This window comes from Streptomyces flavovariabilis (genome assembly GCF_000725785.1).
Taxonomy (GTDB): domain Bacteria; phylum Actinomycetota; class Actinomycetes; order Streptomycetales; family Streptomycetaceae; genus Streptomyces; species Streptomyces hawaiiensis.
The window spans coordinates 166,759-183,069 of record NZ_JNXD01000010.1 but is presented as its reverse complement, the minus strand read 5'-3'; the positions used below and the strand labels follow the sequence as shown (position 1 = coordinate 183,069).

Annotated in this window: 13 protein-coding genes; 12 read left to right on the top strand and 1 reads right to left on the bottom strand. The window is 72.3% G+C overall.

Features of this window, described 5'->3' with window-relative positions; translation table 11 throughout:
* Positions 1 to 8 precede the first annotated feature (8 nt).
* Entirely contained in the window at positions 9 to 941 is a 933-nt protein-coding gene (locus IO24_RS0119045; protein ID WP_031137248.1) for a phosphotransferase family protein, read from the bottom strand.
* Between the two features lie 189 nt (positions 942 to 1,130).
* Between IO24_RS0119045 and IO24_RS0119040 the strand changes: the two genes are divergently transcribed.
* The 12 genes from IO24_RS0119040 (at position 1,131) to IO24_RS47385 (ending at position 16,097) form a co-directional block, all read left to right on the top strand.
* On the top strand, positions 1,131 to 2,585 hold the full coding sequence (locus IO24_RS0119040; RefSeq protein WP_031137246.1) for an MFS transporter: 1,455 nt from the start codon (positions 1,131 to 1,133) through the stop codon (positions 2,583 to 2,585).
* A 41-nt stretch (positions 2,586 to 2,626) separates the two neighbouring features.
* Positions 2,627 to 3,046, top strand: coding sequence for a hypothetical protein (locus tag IO24_RS0119035; protein ID WP_045296420.1), 420 nt, complete (start codon positions 2,627 to 2,629; stop codon positions 3,044 to 3,046).
* A 130-nt stretch (positions 3,047 to 3,176) separates the two neighbouring features.
* Positions 3,177 to 4,418: a cytochrome P450 gene (locus IO24_RS0119030; RefSeq protein WP_031137243.1), complete on the top strand. Its 1,242-nt coding sequence runs from the start codon at positions 3,177 to 3,179 to the stop codon at positions 4,416 to 4,418.
* A gap of 36 nt (positions 4,419 to 4,454) precedes the next feature.
* Positions 4,455 to 4,652 carry a ferredoxin gene (locus tag IO24_RS0119025; RefSeq protein ID WP_031137241.1) on the top strand — a complete coding sequence of 66 codons (198 nt, stop codon included), beginning with the start codon at positions 4,455 to 4,457 and terminating at the stop codon, positions 4,650 to 4,652.
* Positions 4,649 to 5,827: an NAD(P)/FAD-dependent oxidoreductase gene (locus tag IO24_RS0119020; protein ID WP_031137240.1), complete on the top strand. Its 1,179-nt coding sequence runs from the start codon at positions 4,649 to 4,651 to the stop codon at positions 5,825 to 5,827. The genes IO24_RS0119025 and IO24_RS0119020 overlap by 4 nt, the downstream gene beginning before the upstream one ends.
* 136 nt (positions 5,828 to 5,963) lie before the next feature.
* Positions 5,964 to 6,368, top strand: coding sequence for a DUF779 domain-containing protein (locus IO24_RS0119015; protein WP_031137237.1), 405 nt, complete (start codon positions 5,964 to 5,966; stop codon positions 6,366 to 6,368).
* 9 nt (positions 6,369 to 6,377) lie between these two features.
* Complete coding sequence (locus IO24_RS0119010; protein WP_031137236.1) at positions 6,378 to 6,848, top strand: SRPBCC domain-containing protein; 471 nt, start codon at positions 6,378 to 6,380, stop codon at positions 6,846 to 6,848.
* A gap of 504 nt (positions 6,849 to 7,352) precedes the next feature.
* Positions 7,353 to 10,214 (top strand): glycosyl hydrolase 115 family protein, encoded by a 2,862-nt coding sequence (locus tag IO24_RS0119005; protein WP_078899359.1) that lies wholly within the window; start codon positions 7,353 to 7,355, stop codon positions 10,212 to 10,214.
* 404 nt (positions 10,215 to 10,618) lie between these two features.
* Positions 10,619 to 12,004 carry a cytochrome P450 gene (locus tag IO24_RS0118995; protein WP_244310219.1) on the top strand — a complete coding sequence of 462 codons (1,386 nt, stop codon included), beginning with the start codon at positions 10,619 to 10,621 and terminating at the stop codon, positions 12,002 to 12,004.
* The gene (locus tag IO24_RS0118990; protein ID WP_031137230.1) at positions 11,988 to 12,989 is read left to right on the top strand and encodes a (-)-alpha-amorphene synthase; all 1,002 of its coding nucleotides are present in this window, start codon (positions 11,988 to 11,990) and stop codon (positions 12,987 to 12,989) included. The genes IO24_RS0118995 and IO24_RS0118990 overlap by 17 nt, the downstream gene beginning before the upstream one ends.
* A gap of 193 nt (positions 12,990 to 13,182) precedes the next feature.
* A complete protein-coding gene (locus tag IO24_RS40805) occupies positions 13,183 to 15,573 on the top strand; it encodes an ATP-binding protein (RefSeq protein WP_338055584.1) in 2,391 nt (796 codons plus the stop codon).
* Positions 15,549 to 16,097: a LuxR C-terminal-related transcriptional regulator gene (locus IO24_RS47385; protein ID WP_338055583.1), complete on the top strand. Its 549-nt coding sequence runs from the start codon at positions 15,549 to 15,551 to the stop codon at positions 16,095 to 16,097. Before IO24_RS40805 ends, IO24_RS47385 begins: the two co-directional genes overlap by 25 nt.
* Positions 16,098 to 16,311: the final 214 nt, after the last annotated feature.

Genomic DNA, 16,311 nt, shown 5'->3' with positions numbered 1-16,311 from the left:
GCGCCGCGTCAGCTCAGCTGCGCGGCGCACCAGCGGAAGTGGCCGTCGTGCGGGCCCATGCCGAAGAGGTCGTACGTGATGAGGGCGTAGGCCCGCCGGTAGAGGGCCAGGACCTCCTCGGCATGGCCCAGTTCCCGGGCGAAGAGGCGGCTCAGCTCGGCGGTGTGCCGGGCGGCGTGGGGCCCGTACATGTCCCAGACGGCGGCCGTGACCGCGGCCTCGAAGGCAGGGTCGCCGGCGGTGGTGCAGAAGCCGAAGTCGAGGACGGCGACCGGGTGCCCGGCCTCGTCCACGTGGATGTTGGGCGGCACCAGGTCGCCGTGGATGACGCTGTCGGCCTGGTCGGGCAGCGCCCGCAGCGAGGCGGCCGTGCGGGACACGACGTCCGCCGGCGCGAGGACCTGCGTGGCAAGGGCGTCGAGGTTCCGGCCGGCGGCCCGCTCCACGAGGGCGGCGAGCGCGTCCGAAAAACGGGAGTGTCCCTGCCAGAGCGGCCGGTCGTCCCCCTGGAACACCATGCTGCGCATGGCCTCGGTGCCCGGCACGGAGGCCAGTCCGCGCAGGACGGTGAGCAGGGCGTCGGTCTCCCGGCGGGGCAGCTCGCGGGCGGGCGCGTCGCCGTCCTGGCCGGAGCGCAGCGGGCGCCCGCGGAGCTCGCGTTCATAGCTGACGAGCACGCCGTCGCACTCCTCGGCGTCGAGGATCTCGGGAGTGCCGAAGGGCAGGGAACGCCCGGCGATGTCGGCGTAGAGCCGTCGGGTGAGGCCGAAGTCGCCGGGAGTGCGCCCGGCCCACACCTTCGCGACGATCCCGTCCTCAAGCCGGTAGACGGTTCCTTCCATGCCGGAGGCGAGCCGTCGTGCACGCGGGTATCCGCGCCGGGCGAAGTACTGAACCCAGCGATCGGTCTCGTGCGCGTCGGTTTCGATCACGCCCGGCATTCAACCAGGGCCCGCGGTCAGGTACCCGGGCCGGGTGGCACGGCCGGGGGGCGGGCGCCGGTCTCGATCTCGGGGTGGCGGGCGAGTGCTTGCGTGAGTTAAGCGAAAGGCAAAGTTGCTTGACTTACGCAATGAGCTTCTGCTTGCCTAAGTCAAGCAATCCCGCCCGTCGTCCTCGGAGTCACTTCCATGTCCCACACTCTTGCTCCCCGCACCAAGGCCGGGCCCTCCGCGCCGAACAGATCGAACGGCGTCGTAGCGGTGCTGGCTCTCGCCGGGATCGTGGTCTCGCTGATGCAGACCCTGATCATCCCGATCGTTCCCGAGCTGCCCAGGTATCTGGACGCCTCGGCGTCGAACGCCGCCTGGGCGATCACCGCCACCCTGCTGGCCGCCGCCGTCGCCACCCCGGTCGTCGGCCGGCTGGGTGACATGTTCGGCAAGCGCCGCCTGCTCCTGGTCAGCATCGTGCTGCTGGTGTCCGGATCGGTCGTCTGCGCGCTGAGCGACTCGCTCGTCCCGATGATCGTGGGCCGCACGCTCCAGGGCCTGTCGGCAGCGGTCGTCCCGCTCGGCATCAGCATCATGCGCGATGTGCTGCCCGCCGAGCGGCTCGCCGGCTCCACCGCCCTGATGAGCGCCTCCCTCGGCGTGGGCGGCGCGCTCGGACTGCCCGCGGCCGCCTTCATCGCCGACGACTACGACTGGCACACGCTGTTCTGGATCTCCGCGGTCCTCGGTGCCGCGGCCCTCGCGCTCGTCGTGCTGGTCGTACCCGAGTCGGAGGAACGCACCGGCGGGAGCTTCGACCTGCCCGGCTCCCTCGGCCTGTCCACCGCGCTGGTGTCCCTGCTGCTGGCCGTCTCCAAGGGCGGCGACTGGGGCTGGACCAGCGCGACGACCCTGGGGCTGCTGGCCGGCGCGGTCGTGGTCTTCCTGGCATGGGGGTGGTACGAGCTGCGCACCGACCAGCCCCTGGTGGACCTGCGCACCACCGCCCGCCGTCAGGTGCTGTTCACCAACCTCGCCTCGGTCGCGCTCGGCTTCTCGATGTTCGCGATGTCACTCGTCCTGCCGCAGGTCCTCCAGCTGCCCGAGCAGACCGGCTACGGCCTGGGCAGGTCGATGCTGGCCGTCGGCCTGATCCTGGCCCCGCAGGGCCTGGTCATGATGGCCGTGTCCGCGGTGTCCGCGGGCATCACCAGGGCGAAGGGACCCAAGGTCACCCTGATGATCGGCGCGGTCGTCGTGGCCGCCGGGTACGGCCTGAGCCTGGTGCTGATGTCCGAGGTCTGGCACATCGTCCTGGTGGCCTGTGTCATCGGCGGCGGTGTCGGCTTCGCCTACGGCGCGATGCCCGCCCTGATCATGAGTGCGGTGTCCGCCTCCGAGACGGCCGCGGCCAACAGCCTCAACACCCTGATGCGTTCCATGGGCACCTCGTTCGCCAGTGCCCTCGCCGGCGTCATCCTGGCGCAGCTGACCACCGACTTCGGCGGCTACCCCCTGCCCTCCGAGAACGGCTTCAAGTCGGTCATGGCGCTCGGCGCCGGTGCCGCAGTACTCGCCTTCCTGCTCGCCTCCTTCCTCCCGCGCCGGCCGGCCGGTGCCGAGCGGGCCGAAGCCTCCGGCGCCCAGGCCTGACCGCCCTCCCCACCCGCCGCGTCCCACTGAGAGGTGCCCCCATGTCTCCCTCCCCCGCCACCGTCGAGTCATCCGTCGCCGATTCTCTGCTCCGGGTCTTCTTCGCCGGAGGGCTGGCCGCCGCCCTGGGCGCCGGTGCCGTCCTCGACGGCACGCAGCAGGACGTGGCCACGATCGCCGGGTCCGCGATCGCGCTCGTCACCGGCACGCGTCTCGCCAGGAAGCCGGGGATCGCGGCGTTCCTGGCCAGGTCCGCCACGCTGTGGTTCCTGTTCCTCTTCAACGGCGGTGCAGCCGTGGTCCTGTACTTCGCCCTGAACGGGGTGAAGGGAGCCGCCGCCGGAGCCGCCATGGGCCTGGTCGCCCTGGGTGCGGCAGGCGGGATCCTCGCGCACCGCCGCAGAGCGGCCCATCCCCGGCAGCCGCCCGGCACCACCGTCGGCTTGACGCCGGGGGGCTGACCGGTAGGCGTCCGCCCGCTCCGCTTCACAGCCGGTGGACCGGTCGCTCCACCGCCTCCGCGCCGGCTCCGGCCCCCGCAGTCATGTCTGGCCGGCCCTCCACCCACCGCACCCTCACTGAGGAGACGCCATGTCCGATGTCCTGTCCTGCCCTGTCAGCGGTGCCTCCGGGCCACTGCCCGAGTATCCGCTGCCCAGGGCGGACGAATGCCCGCTCGCACCGGCCCCGGCCGCGCAGGAGCTGCGGGCGGAGAAGCCGATCACGCGGGTGCGGATCTGGAACGGCAGCACGCCCTGGCTGATCACCCGGCACGCCGACCAGCGGGCCCTGCTGCCCGACCCGCGCGTCAGCGACGACGATCTCGACCCCGGCTTCCCCTACGTCAACGCACACCGGGCGGAGATCGCGCCGGTCACACCGCGGCTCATCACCAACACCGACGCCCCGGAGCACACCCGGTTGCGGCGGACCGTCAACGCGCCGTTCGTGGTCAAGCGGATCGAAAAGATGCGGGAGCCGGTCCAGAAGATCGTCGACGAGCTCGTCGACCGGATGCTGGACGGCCCCCGCCCGGTCGACCTGCTCCAGGCGTTCGCCCTGCCGGTGCCGTCGCTGGTGATCGCCGAGCTGCTCGGAGTGCCGTACACGGACCACGACTTCTTCCAGCGCAGCAGCAGTCTCGTGCTGGACGGCTGCGCGCCGCCGGAGGAAGCCCGGCGGGCCAGCGGTGAACTGGTCGCCTACCTCGACGACTTGATCGACAGGAAGACGACCGGGCCGGGCGAGGACGTGCTGTCGGAGATGGCCGGGCGGGTGCGGGCGGGCGAGATGACGCGCACCGAGGCCGTGCACATGGGCGTCGCCATGCTCATCGCCGGCCACGAGACCACCGCGACGATGATCAGCCTCGGCACCCTCGCCCTGCTCCAGCACCCCGCCCAGCTCGCGCTGCTGCGCGAGACCGACGACCCGAAGCTGATCGCCAACGCCGTGGACGAGGTGCTGCGTTACCTGACCATCGTCCAGACCGGCGTACGCCGCGTCGCCAAGGACGACATCGAGATCGGCGACGTCGTCATCCGCAAGGGGGACGGCATCGTCTTCGACCTGCACGCCGCGAACTGGGACCCGGAGGTCTTCCCCGAGGCCGAACGGCTCGACATCACCCGCCCCGCCCGGATCCACCAGGCGTTCGGCTACGGCCCTCACCAGTGCCTCGGCCAGAACCTGGCCCGGCTGGAGCTCCAGGTCGTGTACGGCACCCTCTACCGCCGTGTCCCCACCCTGCGGCTGGCGGTCCCCGTCGAAGACCTGGAGTTCGACCACACCGGGACCACCTACGGCGTGCACAGCATGCCCGTGGCCTGGTGACCCCTCCCACCGACCGAGAGAAGCGGGATGACAAGCATGCGTGTGGAACTGGATGCACCGAAGTGTGTGGCGTCGGGCCAGTGCGTGATGGCCGCCCCTGACGTCTTCGACCAGCGGGACGACGACGGCGTCGCGATCCTGCTGGAGGAGAGGCCGGGCGAGGAACTGCTCGACGAGGTGCGTGAAGCCGTGGCCGTCTGCCCGGCCGCGGCGATCCGGCTGGTGGAGCGGTGAGGCGCGTCGCGGTCGTCGGCGCCTCGGCCGCGGGGCTCGCTGCGGTCGAGACGCTGCGCCGGGCGGGCTTCGACGGCACGCTCACCCTCGTCGGCGACGAGCCGCACGCCCCCTACGACCGTCCCCCGTTGTCCAAGCAGATCCTCTCCGGCGAATGGACCACCGGGCGGCTCCCCTTGCGCACGCCGGCCGACCTCGACGCCCTCGGCCTCGACCTGCGGCTCGGGACGGCGGCGACGGAGCTGGACCTGGCGGGCCGTACGGTACGGCTGGCCGATGGGTCACGGGTGCCGTACGACGGGCTGATCGTGGCGACGGGCGTCCGGCCCCGGCGCCTGCCCGGAGACGAGGACGCGCATGTGCTGCGCACCCTGGACGACGCCCTCGCGTTGCGCGACCGGCTGAATCCCGGCCGCCGTCTGGTCGTGGTGGGTGCCGGGTTCCTCGGCGCCGAGGCCGCCGCGGTGGCCCGGCGGCTGGGCGCGCACGTGACCCTGCTCGAACCGGCTCCCGTCCCGCTGGCCCGGGCCGTCGGCACCGAGGTCGGCCGGCTGCTCAGCCGGGCGCACCTCGACCACGGAGTCGAGCTGCGCACCGGCGTCACCGTGACCGAGGTGACCGGCGGGGGCGTACGGCTGGCCGGCGGCGAGGTGGTCGAGGCCGACGAGGTCCTGGTCGCCGTCGGTGCGCTGCCCAACACCGAGTGGCTTTCGGGCAGCGGGCTGCCGGTCGGCGACGGGGTGCTGTGCGACGCGTACTGCGAGGCCGCGCCGGGCGTGTACGCGGCCGGTGACGTGGCCCGCTGGGACAACCCGCTGTTCCGGGCGTCCATGCGGATCGAGCACCGCACCAACGCCGCCGAACAGGGCATGGCCGCCGCCCGCAACCTGCTCGCCGCGCCGGACGCCCGCAGGCCGTTCGCGCCGGTGCCGTACTTCTGGTCGGACCAGTACGACATGAAGATCCAGGCCTACGGCTTTCTGCGCGGGCACGACGAAGTCACCGTCGTGGACGGCGACTTGGCCGAGAGGCGGTTCGTGGCCGCGTACCGCACGGGCGACCGGCTGACCGGCGCCCTGGCGGTGGGCATGCCGCCCAGGGCGGTGCGCGCCTGGCGGCACGCCATCGCGGGCGGAGCAGTCTGGCGGGAGGCTGCGGGGGCCCCGGCGGCCTGATCCGAGTACCCCACGATTGCGGCAGCGGGCAGGTACCGCTCCCGCCTTGTGGACCCCGCCCGTACGGCGGCGGATACTGGAGGGCGCGCGACACGGGCCGGTTCCCGACCCCGCCGTCAGCCGCCAGGAGGAACACATGACCGTGCGCACCGGACGTGTCGAACTGACCCCGCCGGCCGAGGAACTGTTGCGGCGGCTCACCGGGACGCACGGGCCGGTGATGTTCCACCAGTCCGGCGGCTGCTGCGACGGCAGCGCCCCGATGTGCTACCCGCGCGGCGAGTTCCGGGTCGGCGCCTCGGACGTCCTGCTGGGGCACGTGGCCGGGGACACCCCGTTCTGGATGAGCGCGGACCAGTTCGCGTACTGGTCGCACACCCACCTCACCGTGGACGTGGTCCCCGGCCGCGGCAGCGGCTTCTCGCTGGAGGCCCCGGAGGGCGTCCGCTTCCTGCTCCGCTCCCGCCTCCTCACCGACGAGGAGCTGCGCCGCCTCGATTCGGAACCGCCCCTGCCGAACGGGGCGGACCGCACAGCCTAGGGTGGGCCCATGTACACCTCCCGGGTCTCCGGCCACGTCGACGCTCCCCGTGCCGCCGTCTACCGGGCCCTGGTGAGCGCGGAGGCGATCGCGCGCTGGCGGGTGCCGGCCGGCATGAGCGGCGAGGTGCACGAGTTCGACGCCCGCGAGGGCGGCAGGTTCCGCGTCTCCCTCACCTACGAGGCCCTGGACGCCTCCGGGAAGTCGGCCGCCCACACCGACACCTACCACGGCCACTTCGCGCGGCTGGTGCCGGACGAGCAGGTCGTCGAGGTGCTCGAGTTCGAGGCCGCCGACCCCGCGCTGCACGGCGCCATGACGCTGACGACCACGCTCACCGACGCGGAGGGCGGCGGCACCGACGTCCTCATGGTCCACGAGGACATCCCCGACGCCGTGCCCGCCGCCGACAACGAGACGGGCACGCGCATGGCCCTGGCCAACCTGGCCCGGCTCGTCGAGACCGAACGCTCCCTCTGAGCCGCAGGGCTCACCAGGAGCCGGCACACACCGACGGCAGCGCCGGTCCGAAGCCCTTCAGGTGCAGGGCCCGAGCCGGCCCGAGCCGGCCCGGGCCGGCCCCCTCGGGCCGCTGATCGCACGGCTGCTGGTGCCGGACCCGGTCCGGGGGGCGAGGCAAGCGTCAACCTATCGATCGCCCTCGGGGCGCACGACGGCGACGACCCCGGTGCGCACACCGGCCGCTGCCCCGTCTCCCGCCGGGTACCGCGTGGTTGGCCGGGACCTCCCTGCCTGATGCGAGGGCAACGGCAGACCCACCGCCCACATCTGGACGCCCCCAGGTGGCCTCGCCTAGGGTGCAGCGGCAAGCGCTTTCTAGCCTGCCCATGCCAACCCCCTGTGCGCGCAGCCCCGCCGACGGCCCGTACGAGGAACCGCCGCGGAGCCGGCGCGGAAAGGCAGTGCCCAGTGCCGCAGAGACCGTCGTTCCCGTCCGTGACCCGCAAGTCCTTCTTACGGGGGATGGCAGCCGCAGGCGCCGCCCCCCTGCTTCCGGTCGCCGCCGCCGAGGCCGCTGTCCCGGTCCGCCGCTCCGACTTCCCCCTGCTCCATGACGGCACCGCCGTGGACGTGTTCGTGGACGCGGCGGACGACCCCGCCGTCATCCGCGCGGCAGGTGACCTCCAGGCGGACCTGGAGCGCGTCGGCGGCGTGCGGCCACGGCTCCTGCACACCGTGCCACCGCGCGCCGAACTCCTGGTCCTGGTGGGGACGATCGGCGCGAGCCCGGTGATCGACCGGCTCATCGGGCAGAGACGCCTGGACGTCTCCCGGGTGAAGGGCCGCTGGGAGGCGTCCGTCACCCAGGTCGTGGACCGCCCGCTGCCCGGAGTGGGACGTGCCCTGGTCATCGCCGGAAGCGACCGCCGCGGCACGGTCTACGGCGTCTACGACACCTCGGAACGCATCGGCGTCTCGCCCTGGTACTGGTGGGCCGATGTCCCGGTGGCCCGCCGTGACACGGTGACGGTCCCGGCGGGCCCGTTCGTCCGCCGGGAACCCGCCGTCCGCTACCGGGGCATCTTCATCAACGACGAGCAGAACCTCACCACCTGGTCCCACCGCACCCAGGAGCCGGACAAGCACATCGGCCCGAGAACCTACGAGCGGGTCTTCGAGCTGCTGCTCCGCCTCAAGGCCAACTACCTCTGGCCCGCGATGCACCCCTACTCCGACTTCTTCAACAAGCACCGCGAGAACCCCGAACTGGCCGACCGCTACGGCATCGTGGTCGGCTCCAGCCACCCCGAGGCCATGCTGCGCAACGGCGTCCACGAATGGGAGCCGTGGGCCGAGGAGCACCGGACCGAAGACGGCACCCTGCCCCTCTACGACTACACGGTGAACCCCTCGGTCATCTCCGCGTACTGGCGGGCCCGGGCCCGCGAGAACGCCGCCTACGAGAGCAGCTGGACGATCGGCATGCGCGGCCTGCACGACTCCGCGCTGGAGACTCAGCACGCCACGACCGTCCCGGAGAAGGTCCTGGTGATGAACGACATCATCGCCGACCAGCGCCGCATCCTGGCCGAGGAGGTGGGCCCGGCGGCCGCGCCGCAGATCTTCATCCCGTACAAGGAGGTCCTGGAGCTGTACAACGCGGGCGTCCAGGTCCCCGACGACGTCACGCTGATCTGGCCGGACGACAACCACGGCAACATGCGTCAGCTCCCGAACGACGCAGAGCGCCGCCGCCCCGGCGGCAACGGCATCTACTATCACCTCTCCTACTGGGGACGCCCCCGGAGCTATCTGTGGCTGGACACCACCCAGCTGAGCAAGGTGTGGCAGGAACTGCGCCGGGTCCACGAGCACCAGGCGGACCGCATGTGGATCTTCAACGTCGGTGACATCAAGTCGATCGAGACGGGGCTGTCCTTCTGCCTGGACATGGCCTGGGACGTGGACCGCTGGGGCCCCGGCGACGTCGAGGACTTCCTCGTGGAGTGGGCCGGGCGCCAGTTCGGCCGGCGGTACGGCTCGGAGATCGCCGCGATCCGCACGGAGTACTACCGCCTGGCGGCGCAGCGACGCCCGGAGTTCATCGACAAGGCGGTCTTCTCGACGGTGCACCACGGCGACGAGGCGGGCCGGCGCATGACGGCCTACGAGCAGTTGCTGGACCGTGCGCGGCGGCTGGGCTCGAAGCTGCCCGAGGCCTACCGGGACGCCTACTACGAGCTGGTCGAATACCCCGTCCACGGCGCCTGGTTGATGAACCTGAAGTACTACTGGGCGGACCGCAACGCGCTCGCCGTGCGTCAGGGCCGCGGGGCGGGCACGAACCGTTTCGCCGACCTGGCCGAGGCGGCGCACGCCGAGGAGCAGGCGATCACCCGTCGCTACAACACCGAGATCGCGGGCGGGAAGTGGGACGGCATCGTCAATCCCTACCCCTCCCAGATCCCGAAAGCGCCGGGCCGCCCGGCCGTGACCAGGGTCCCCCGGCAGGAGACGTCGGGCCTGGGGCTGGCCTCCGAGGGCAACGAGACGGGAGCCGACCGCCCGTTGTCGTTCTCCTCCTACACCCGGGACCGCCGCTTCGTGGACGTCTTCAACACCGGCTTCCTGCCGCTGGAGTGGCGGGCCGAGCCGAGCGCTCCATGGATCCGGCTGAGCACGACGGGAGGGGAACTCACGGACCAGGTCCGGGTGTGGGCCGAGATCGACTGGCCGCGGGTGCCGGAGGGCACACACCGCCCGACGCTGACCTTCACCGGTGCCGGCCGGAGCATCCAGGTGCCGCTGCTCGTGGTCGACGACGGGGAACGGGCCCGCCGGCGCGCCCGCGGCTTCGTGGAGGCCCACGGCTATGTGTCGATCGACGCCGCGCACTTCGACCGCGAGGTGCCGCGGGGCGGGGCGCGGTGGCGGATCGTCCGCGGGCTGGGCCGCCGTACGGCCGCCGTCGAGGCGGTACCGACGACGGCGCGGCCGGTCACCGAGGACCTCACCGCCCGGTCACCGGAGCTGCGGTACCGGGTCCGTTTCGCCACGGCCGGCACGTTTCCGGTGACGGTCTTCCGGCTGCCCTCCCTCGACGAACGCGGCAAGCGGCGTCTCGCGGTCGGTCTGGACGACCAACCCCCGACGGTCCTGTCGGGCCAGGCGATCGCCACCGGCAACCGGGGAGACGCCTGGGCCCGCAACGTGGAGGAGGGCGTCGAGAAGCTGACGGCCCGGGTGACCGTGTCCGCGCCCGGTGAGCACGTGCTGAGGGTGTTCATGGTGGATCCGGGGATGGCGGTGGACCAGATCGTGATCGACACGGGTGGGCTGGCGGGCGGGTATCTGGCGCCGCCCGAGAGTTACCGCCGCGACTGACCGGATCGGACCGGGCGGAGTCGTCCGTCGGCCAGGGCTGCCGCCCGGTCCGTCACCACCGCGTTCTTCTCCGGATCCGTGTACACGGAAAAGACGTAGGGACGCTCCGAGGAGCCCGAGTGACGGAAGAAGACCACCTGTCGCGGGACGTGCATCGGAAGTGATTCACCCAGCGCCTTCCCTGTGCACCTGTGCGCCCCCCTGGAAAAGGGGTTCGCCTAGTCGGCGGCAGGCTTGGACTGGGCAGGACATGGTGCAAGCGCCACGTCGTTGAAACGTCACCGTTTTCCCTGGTCGACTGAAGCAGGTGGTATTCGATGAACGGCTGCGTTCCTGAATCGGAACAGGCATGGACGGTTGGTACTGCTCCAGGCATATTCCCATCCATCGGCCACGGTATCGCCTTGTTCCGCCGGCCGCTGGAGTTTCTGAATTCTCTTCCCGCGCGGGGCGATCTGGTCGAGATACGTCTGGGCCCCCAGCGGGCGTGGATGGTGTGTCACCCGGAACTGGTCCACCGGATACTCCGGGACACCCGCACGTTCGACAAGGGCGGACCGCAGTACGAGAGGCTGCGGGCCCTGATGGGCGACGGCGTCGTCACCTGCCCGCATGCGGAGCACCGGCGCCAGCGCCGATTGCTGCAACCCACCTTCCGCCCTTCCTCCGTCGCCGCGCAGACGGACCTGATGGCCGAAGAGGCCGAGTCGCTGTGCCGTGACTGGCGCACTGGGCAGACGATCGACGTCAGTGCCGCCACGCTGAGCCTGACGACCCGGCTGATCAGCCGCCTCCTGATGTCCGACTCGCTCGGTCCCGCCGCGGCCGACGAGGTGCGGCACTGCCTCGCCGCCATCGTGCGCGGCCTGTTCGTGCGCACGGTCGTTCCGGTCGACGCCCTGTTCCGGCTTCCCACACCCGCGAACCGCCGCTACCGGCGTGCGGTGGAGCGGGTGCGCGAGCTCATCGACGCGGCCATCACCGAGCGCCGCCAGGGCACTCCGCGCGACGATCTGCTAAGCCTCCTGCTGGCCGCCGCCGAGGCCGGGGACGACGGCATCCCGGTCACCGACCGCGAGGTCCACGACCAGGTGGTGTCCCTCCTGCTCACCGGTTCCGAGAGCCCTTCGATGTGCCTGGCCTCCACCTTCAGCCTCCTCGCCCAGCACCCGGAGGTGGAACGGCGACTGCACGCCGAGGTCGACACCGTCCTCGCCGGCCGGTTACCGGACGTCGACGACCTGCCGCGTCTGGTCTACACCCGGTCCGTCATCACGGAGACGCTGCGCCACTCCCCTCCCGGCTGGCTCTTCACCCGGGTCACGACCCGGGAGACGGAACTGGCCGGACGGCGGCTGCCGCGGGGAACCACGGTTCTGTACAGCCCCTACCTCCTGCACCACGACCCCGCGTCGTTCCCCGAGCCCGACCGGTTCCTGCCCGAGCGCCGGCTCGAGGGCGAGGCCGCCACCGGTCCGCACGGGGCGCTGATCCCGTTCGCCGCGGGCAACCGCAAGTGCATGGGCGACCTGTTCTCCATGGCCGAGATGACGGTGGCCCTGGCGACCATCGCCGGTCGCTGGCGGCTGCGGCATCCGGCAGGGCGCATCGCGCCACCGCGCCCCGGGGCGACGCTGGGACCGAGGTCCCTGACGATGATCTGCACCTCACGGGCGGACGCACCGGGCGGCACCGCGCCGCACGCCGTCGCCCTCGCACCCGGAGCCCCGGCGGCGTCCGGGACGGAGAAGACCCGGAGGGACGGTGACAACGGTGTCCACCACGCATGAGGAGAGGGCGGCCCTCGCGCAGGACGTGATTCCCGCTACCACCCTGGCCGACCTGATCGACGCTCACCTCTACATGCCCTTCCCGTTCCGGCGCAATCCCCACGAGCCGGCGGCCGCGGCAGGTGTCGACCAGTGGCTGCGCGCGACCGGGCTGAGCGAGGAACCGGGGGTCTCGGCCATGATCTCCCACACCCGCCCGGCCGAGCTGGCGTCCTACAACAGCCCTGATGCGGACCCCGGCGTTCTGCAGCTCGTCGCGCACCAGATCGCCTACCAGTTCGTCTTCGACGACCGGGCCGAGGAGGTCGGCCGGCACCGGCCCGGCCAGTTGCTGCCCATGCTGTGCGAGAGCATCGCGATCCTGCGGGACGGCGCACCGCCCGGCACCCCGCTGGGAGCGGCCCTGTCCGACCTCTACCGGCAGATCCGCGAACGGTGCACACCGGCACAGGCCGCGCGCTGGGCCTGGAAGAGCCGGGAGTACGTGCACGGACTGCTCTACGAGGCCGTGGCCCAGGCCCACCCCTCCCCCGTGCGGGCCGGGCTGTGCACCTCGATACGGTCCCTCACCGCGGGCGTCGAGCCCTTCTACCCGCTGTGCGAAGCCGCGCAGCCGTGCGAGCTGACCCCCGGGGAACTCCATCACCCGCTCATGCAGCGCCTCAGCCGGCTGTCGGCCGACGCGGCCGTGTGGATCCCCGATCTCTTCTCCGCGGTCAAGGAACAACGGTCCGGCGAGATGATCAACCTGGCCCTCGCCTACCAACGGGCCCACCAGTGTCCCCTGCCGGTCGCCGTCACCCTGGCCATCCAGCAGATCAACCGCACGATCCGCGAGTTCGAGAGGCTCTACGACGAGATCAAACCGGGGTTGAGCCCTTCGGGCGTCGGCTATGTGGAAGGCATGGCCGGCTGGATCCGCGGCTGCTACTACTGGTCCCGCACCGTGCCGCGCTACGCGGACGCGGCGGCCCCGGTGGGGTGAGGGAGCGCTTCGTCAGGCCGCGGGGCGGGTGCCCATTCGAGCCACGGTACCCGCACAGCCCGCACTTCACGCGGCTACAGCCGGTCATTCACCCTTCTTCGTCGTGCTCGTTCCAGAACCCGGAACGGTACCCATCGGGAGGCGTACGCTCACGCTGCCTCCCGATGGCCGACGACAGGAAGCGGTACGGCGCATGGCGAATGAGCTGCGGCAACCCACGCCCGAGCCCCGGCCGTTGCTCGAGCGCCGCAAGGAGCTCCGGGCGCTCGACTCGGCGTTGACGGGCCTGCGGGACACCGTCGACGGCGTGTCCCAGGCGCCACGCGGGGGGCTCCTCGCCTTCACCGGCCCGGGAGGGATGGGCAAGACGGCCCTGTTGACCGAGGCCCGGGCCCGGGCCCGGGCGCAGGGGTTCACCGTGCTGTCGGGCAGGGGCGGCGAGAAGGAACAGGGGCTGGCGTTCCATGTGGTGCGCCAGGTGGTCCAGCCCGCGCTCGCGTCGATGGACGAGATGAAACTCCGTGCCTTCCTGGGCGGCTGGTACGACATCGTCGCCGCGGCGCTCGGCCTGGTCGCGACGCCGAGCGGCCATGTGCCGGATCCGACCGGGGTGCGTGACGGTCTCGACTGGGTGATGACGCGCCTCGCGGTGATGAAGGCACCCCTCGTCCTGCTGCTGGACGACCTGCACTGGGCCGACGTCGAGTCACTGAGCTGGCTCGACTCGTTCGCGCCCCGGGCCGTGGACCTGTCGCTGCTGATCGTCGTGGCCTTCCGGCCCGAGGAACTGCCGCTCGAGGCGGCCGCCTTGAGCGCCCCGGCCGCCGACCTGGGGAACCGTCCGTTCGCCCTGGCGCCGCTCAGCGCCACGGCCGTGGCCCGGATCGTCAGGGACGAGGTCGGCGAGGAGGCCGAGGACGGGTTCTGCGAGGAATGCTGGGAGGTCACCGGCGGGAGCCCGTTCGAGGCGGTGGAACTCTCCATCCGGCTCGGCGAGCGCAATCTGCGGGGCACCAGCGAGGACCTGCCCACGATGCGCGACCTGGCCGCCGCGGTGAAAGGGCCCGGGCTGATCGAGCGACTTCAGCGGCTGGGCACCACCACCGTCCGCTTCGCCTATGCGGCGGCCGTCCTCGGGCAGGCCATCTCGCCGGAACTGGCCGCCCGTATCGCCGCGATCGGCAGCACGGCGGCGGCCGAGGCCACGGAGAAGCTGCGCGCCGCCCGCATTCTGGCCGACGGCGAAGGGCCGGGAGAGAGCCTGGACTTCGTCCACCCGCTGATCGCCACCACGATCTACCGGTCCATCAGGCCGAGCCTGCGCGAGGGCCTGCACAACTCGGCCGCGGAGGCCGTCCGGGCGGCCGGACTCGGCCACGCCGCCGCGGCCCGGCACCTGCTGGAGGTGCCCTGCGAGGGCAGCACCGAGGCTGTCGCCTGTCTGCGCGAGGCCGCCCGAGAAGCCCTGCGCTCCGGCGCCCCGGAGGCGGCCCGGCGGCTGTTGAACCGGGCCCTGCAGGAGCCGCCGCTGCCGGAGGAGCGCGCCGCGCTGCTGCACGAACTCGCCTGCGCGACCTTCCTCATCAAGCCCACGGCCACCGTGGCGCATCTGCGGGAGGCACTCGCGGAACCGGGCATCGATCCCGAGCTGCGTGCCTCGATGGTGTACCGGCTGACCCAGGCGCTGGCCCACACCGACCGGATGGCGGAGGCCGCGACGGTGGCCGCCGACGAGGCGCAGCGGGCCGCCGCCCATCCCCGGATCCGGCTGCGGATGCAGGCCGACCACTTCGTGTGGAGCGCGTTCCGCACCGACGAGGCGGACTCGTCCGGCCGTTCGCGGGCGCTGGCCCGGCTCGCCGACCGGCTGCCCGGCCGCGGTCTGGAGGAGCGCTACATCCTCGGGTCGCGTGCCTGGGACGCCATGATGTGCGGCGAGCCCCGGCAGAAGGCCCTCGCTTACGCCGAGGAGGCCCTGCGCGGCGGGCTGAGCTGGACCCATGAGAACCGGGGCTTCGAGGTGCCCGTCTCGGTCGCGCTGGTGCTCATGTACTGCGACCAGCCGCGGCGGGCCGAGGAACTGTTCGCGAAGGGCATGGCGGAGTGCGCGTCGAAGGGCTGGCGCGGCTCCCATCTGGCCCTGGGCCAGACGCTCTCCGGGTACATCAGGTTCCGGCGCGGCTGCCTGGCCGAGGCCGAGAACCTGGTGCGGGAGGGCCTGCGCATCGCCGACCGGGTGGAAGGTGCGATGCCCGCCCAGTGGTTCGCCATCGGCATCCTGATCGAGACCCTCCTGGCCCGCGGCCGCGTCGTGGCGGCACGCCGGCTCGCCGACAAGTACCACTACGGCGACGTCATCCCGAACTCCGTCATCTACCCCGACCCGCGCACCGTCTACGCCGAGCTGCTCCTGGCGGAGGGGGCCGGCCCGAGGAAGCCGCTCCCCTGCTGTCCGGCGTCGGCGAGTGGCTGGAGGGCCGGGACTGGCGCAACCCTGCGTGGTGCCCCTGGCAGCTGGGACTGGCCTCGGCGCTGTCCCGCAGCGCTCCCGACCGGGCGGTGCGCCATGCGCGGGACGCCGTGAAGCGGGCCCGGGACTTCGGCGCGGCCTCCGCGATCGGCCAGGCGCTGCGCACCGAGGCGGAGGTGACGGGCGGTGAGGCGGGGCTCGATCTGCACGCGCAGGCCGTCGACCATCTGCAGCGGTCGCCCGCCGCGTACGAACTGGCCCGTGCCCTGGTCGGCCACGGCGCCGCGCTGGCCCGCGTGGGCCGCCTGCACGACGCCGCCGACCGGCTCTACCAGGGCCTGGAAGGAGCGGTGCACTGCGGTGCCGAGGGCCTCGCCGCCCGGGCCAGGCGCGAACTGTCCGCGGCCGGACTGCGGCCGCTGCCGCTGCGCTACCCGCAGACGGACACCCTCACCGCACAGGAGCGCAAGGCCGCCGAGAGGACGGTGCGGGGCCAGGCCACGGCGGTCGTCGCCAAGGAACTGCACCTCACAGAGCAGGGTGTGCGGCAACTGCTGTCGTCCGTGTACCGCAAGATCGGCACGGACGCGACGGGCCTGGCCGAGGCTCTGGCGACGTTCCCCCGCCCGCGGCCGTGACAGGTGGCGGCCACGGGCAGGCCGCCGCGTAGCGCCCGGACGGGCCCGACGCGGCACCGAGGCCCAGGGGGCCTGGGGACCTGGGGGCCGCCCCATCGGCGCCCACCGCCGAGACGCCCGGGAGGCCTGCTCCTCAAAACCCTTACGTATGCGACCACTTGACGTTGAACCGTTTCACTGGTTCCCTCGAAAGGCTGCCTATGGGAGCGCTCCC

What these genes read in the sequence shown, in the direction of transcription:
- IO24_RS0119030 (WP_031137243.1), top strand. Translation starts at nt 3,177, where the DNA reads ATGTCCGATGTCCTGTCCTGCCCTGTCAGCGGTGCCTCCGGGCCACTG.
- IO24_RS40805 (WP_338055584.1), top strand. Translation starts at nt 13,183, where the DNA reads ATGGCGAATGAGCTGCGGCAACCCACGCCCGAGCCCCGGCCGTTGCTC.
- IO24_RS0119005 (WP_078899359.1), top strand. Translation starts at nt 7,353, where the DNA reads ATGGCAGCCGCAGGCGCCGCCCCCCTGCTTCCGGTCGCCGCCGCCGAG.
- IO24_RS0119015 (WP_031137237.1), top strand. Translation starts at nt 5,964, where the DNA reads ATGACCGTGCGCACCGGACGTGTCGAACTGACCCCGCCGGCCGAGGAA.
- IO24_RS0119010 (WP_031137236.1), top strand. Translation starts at nt 6,378, where the DNA reads ATGTACACCTCCCGGGTCTCCGGCCACGTCGACGCTCCCCGTGCCGCC.
- IO24_RS0119025 (WP_031137241.1), top strand. Translation starts at nt 4,455, where the DNA reads ATGCGTGTGGAACTGGATGCACCGAAGTGTGTGGCGTCGGGCCAGTGC.
- IO24_RS0119045 (WP_031137248.1), bottom strand. Translation starts at nt 941, where the DNA reads ATGCCGGGCGTGATCGAAACCGACGCGCACGAGACCGATCGCTGGGTT.
- IO24_RS0119035 (WP_045296420.1), top strand. Translation starts at nt 2,627, where the DNA reads ATGTCTCCCTCCCCCGCCACCGTCGAGTCATCCGTCGCCGATTCTCTG.
- IO24_RS0119040 (WP_031137246.1), top strand. Translation starts at nt 1,131, where the DNA reads ATGTCCCACACTCTTGCTCCCCGCACCAAGGCCGGGCCCTCCGCGCCG.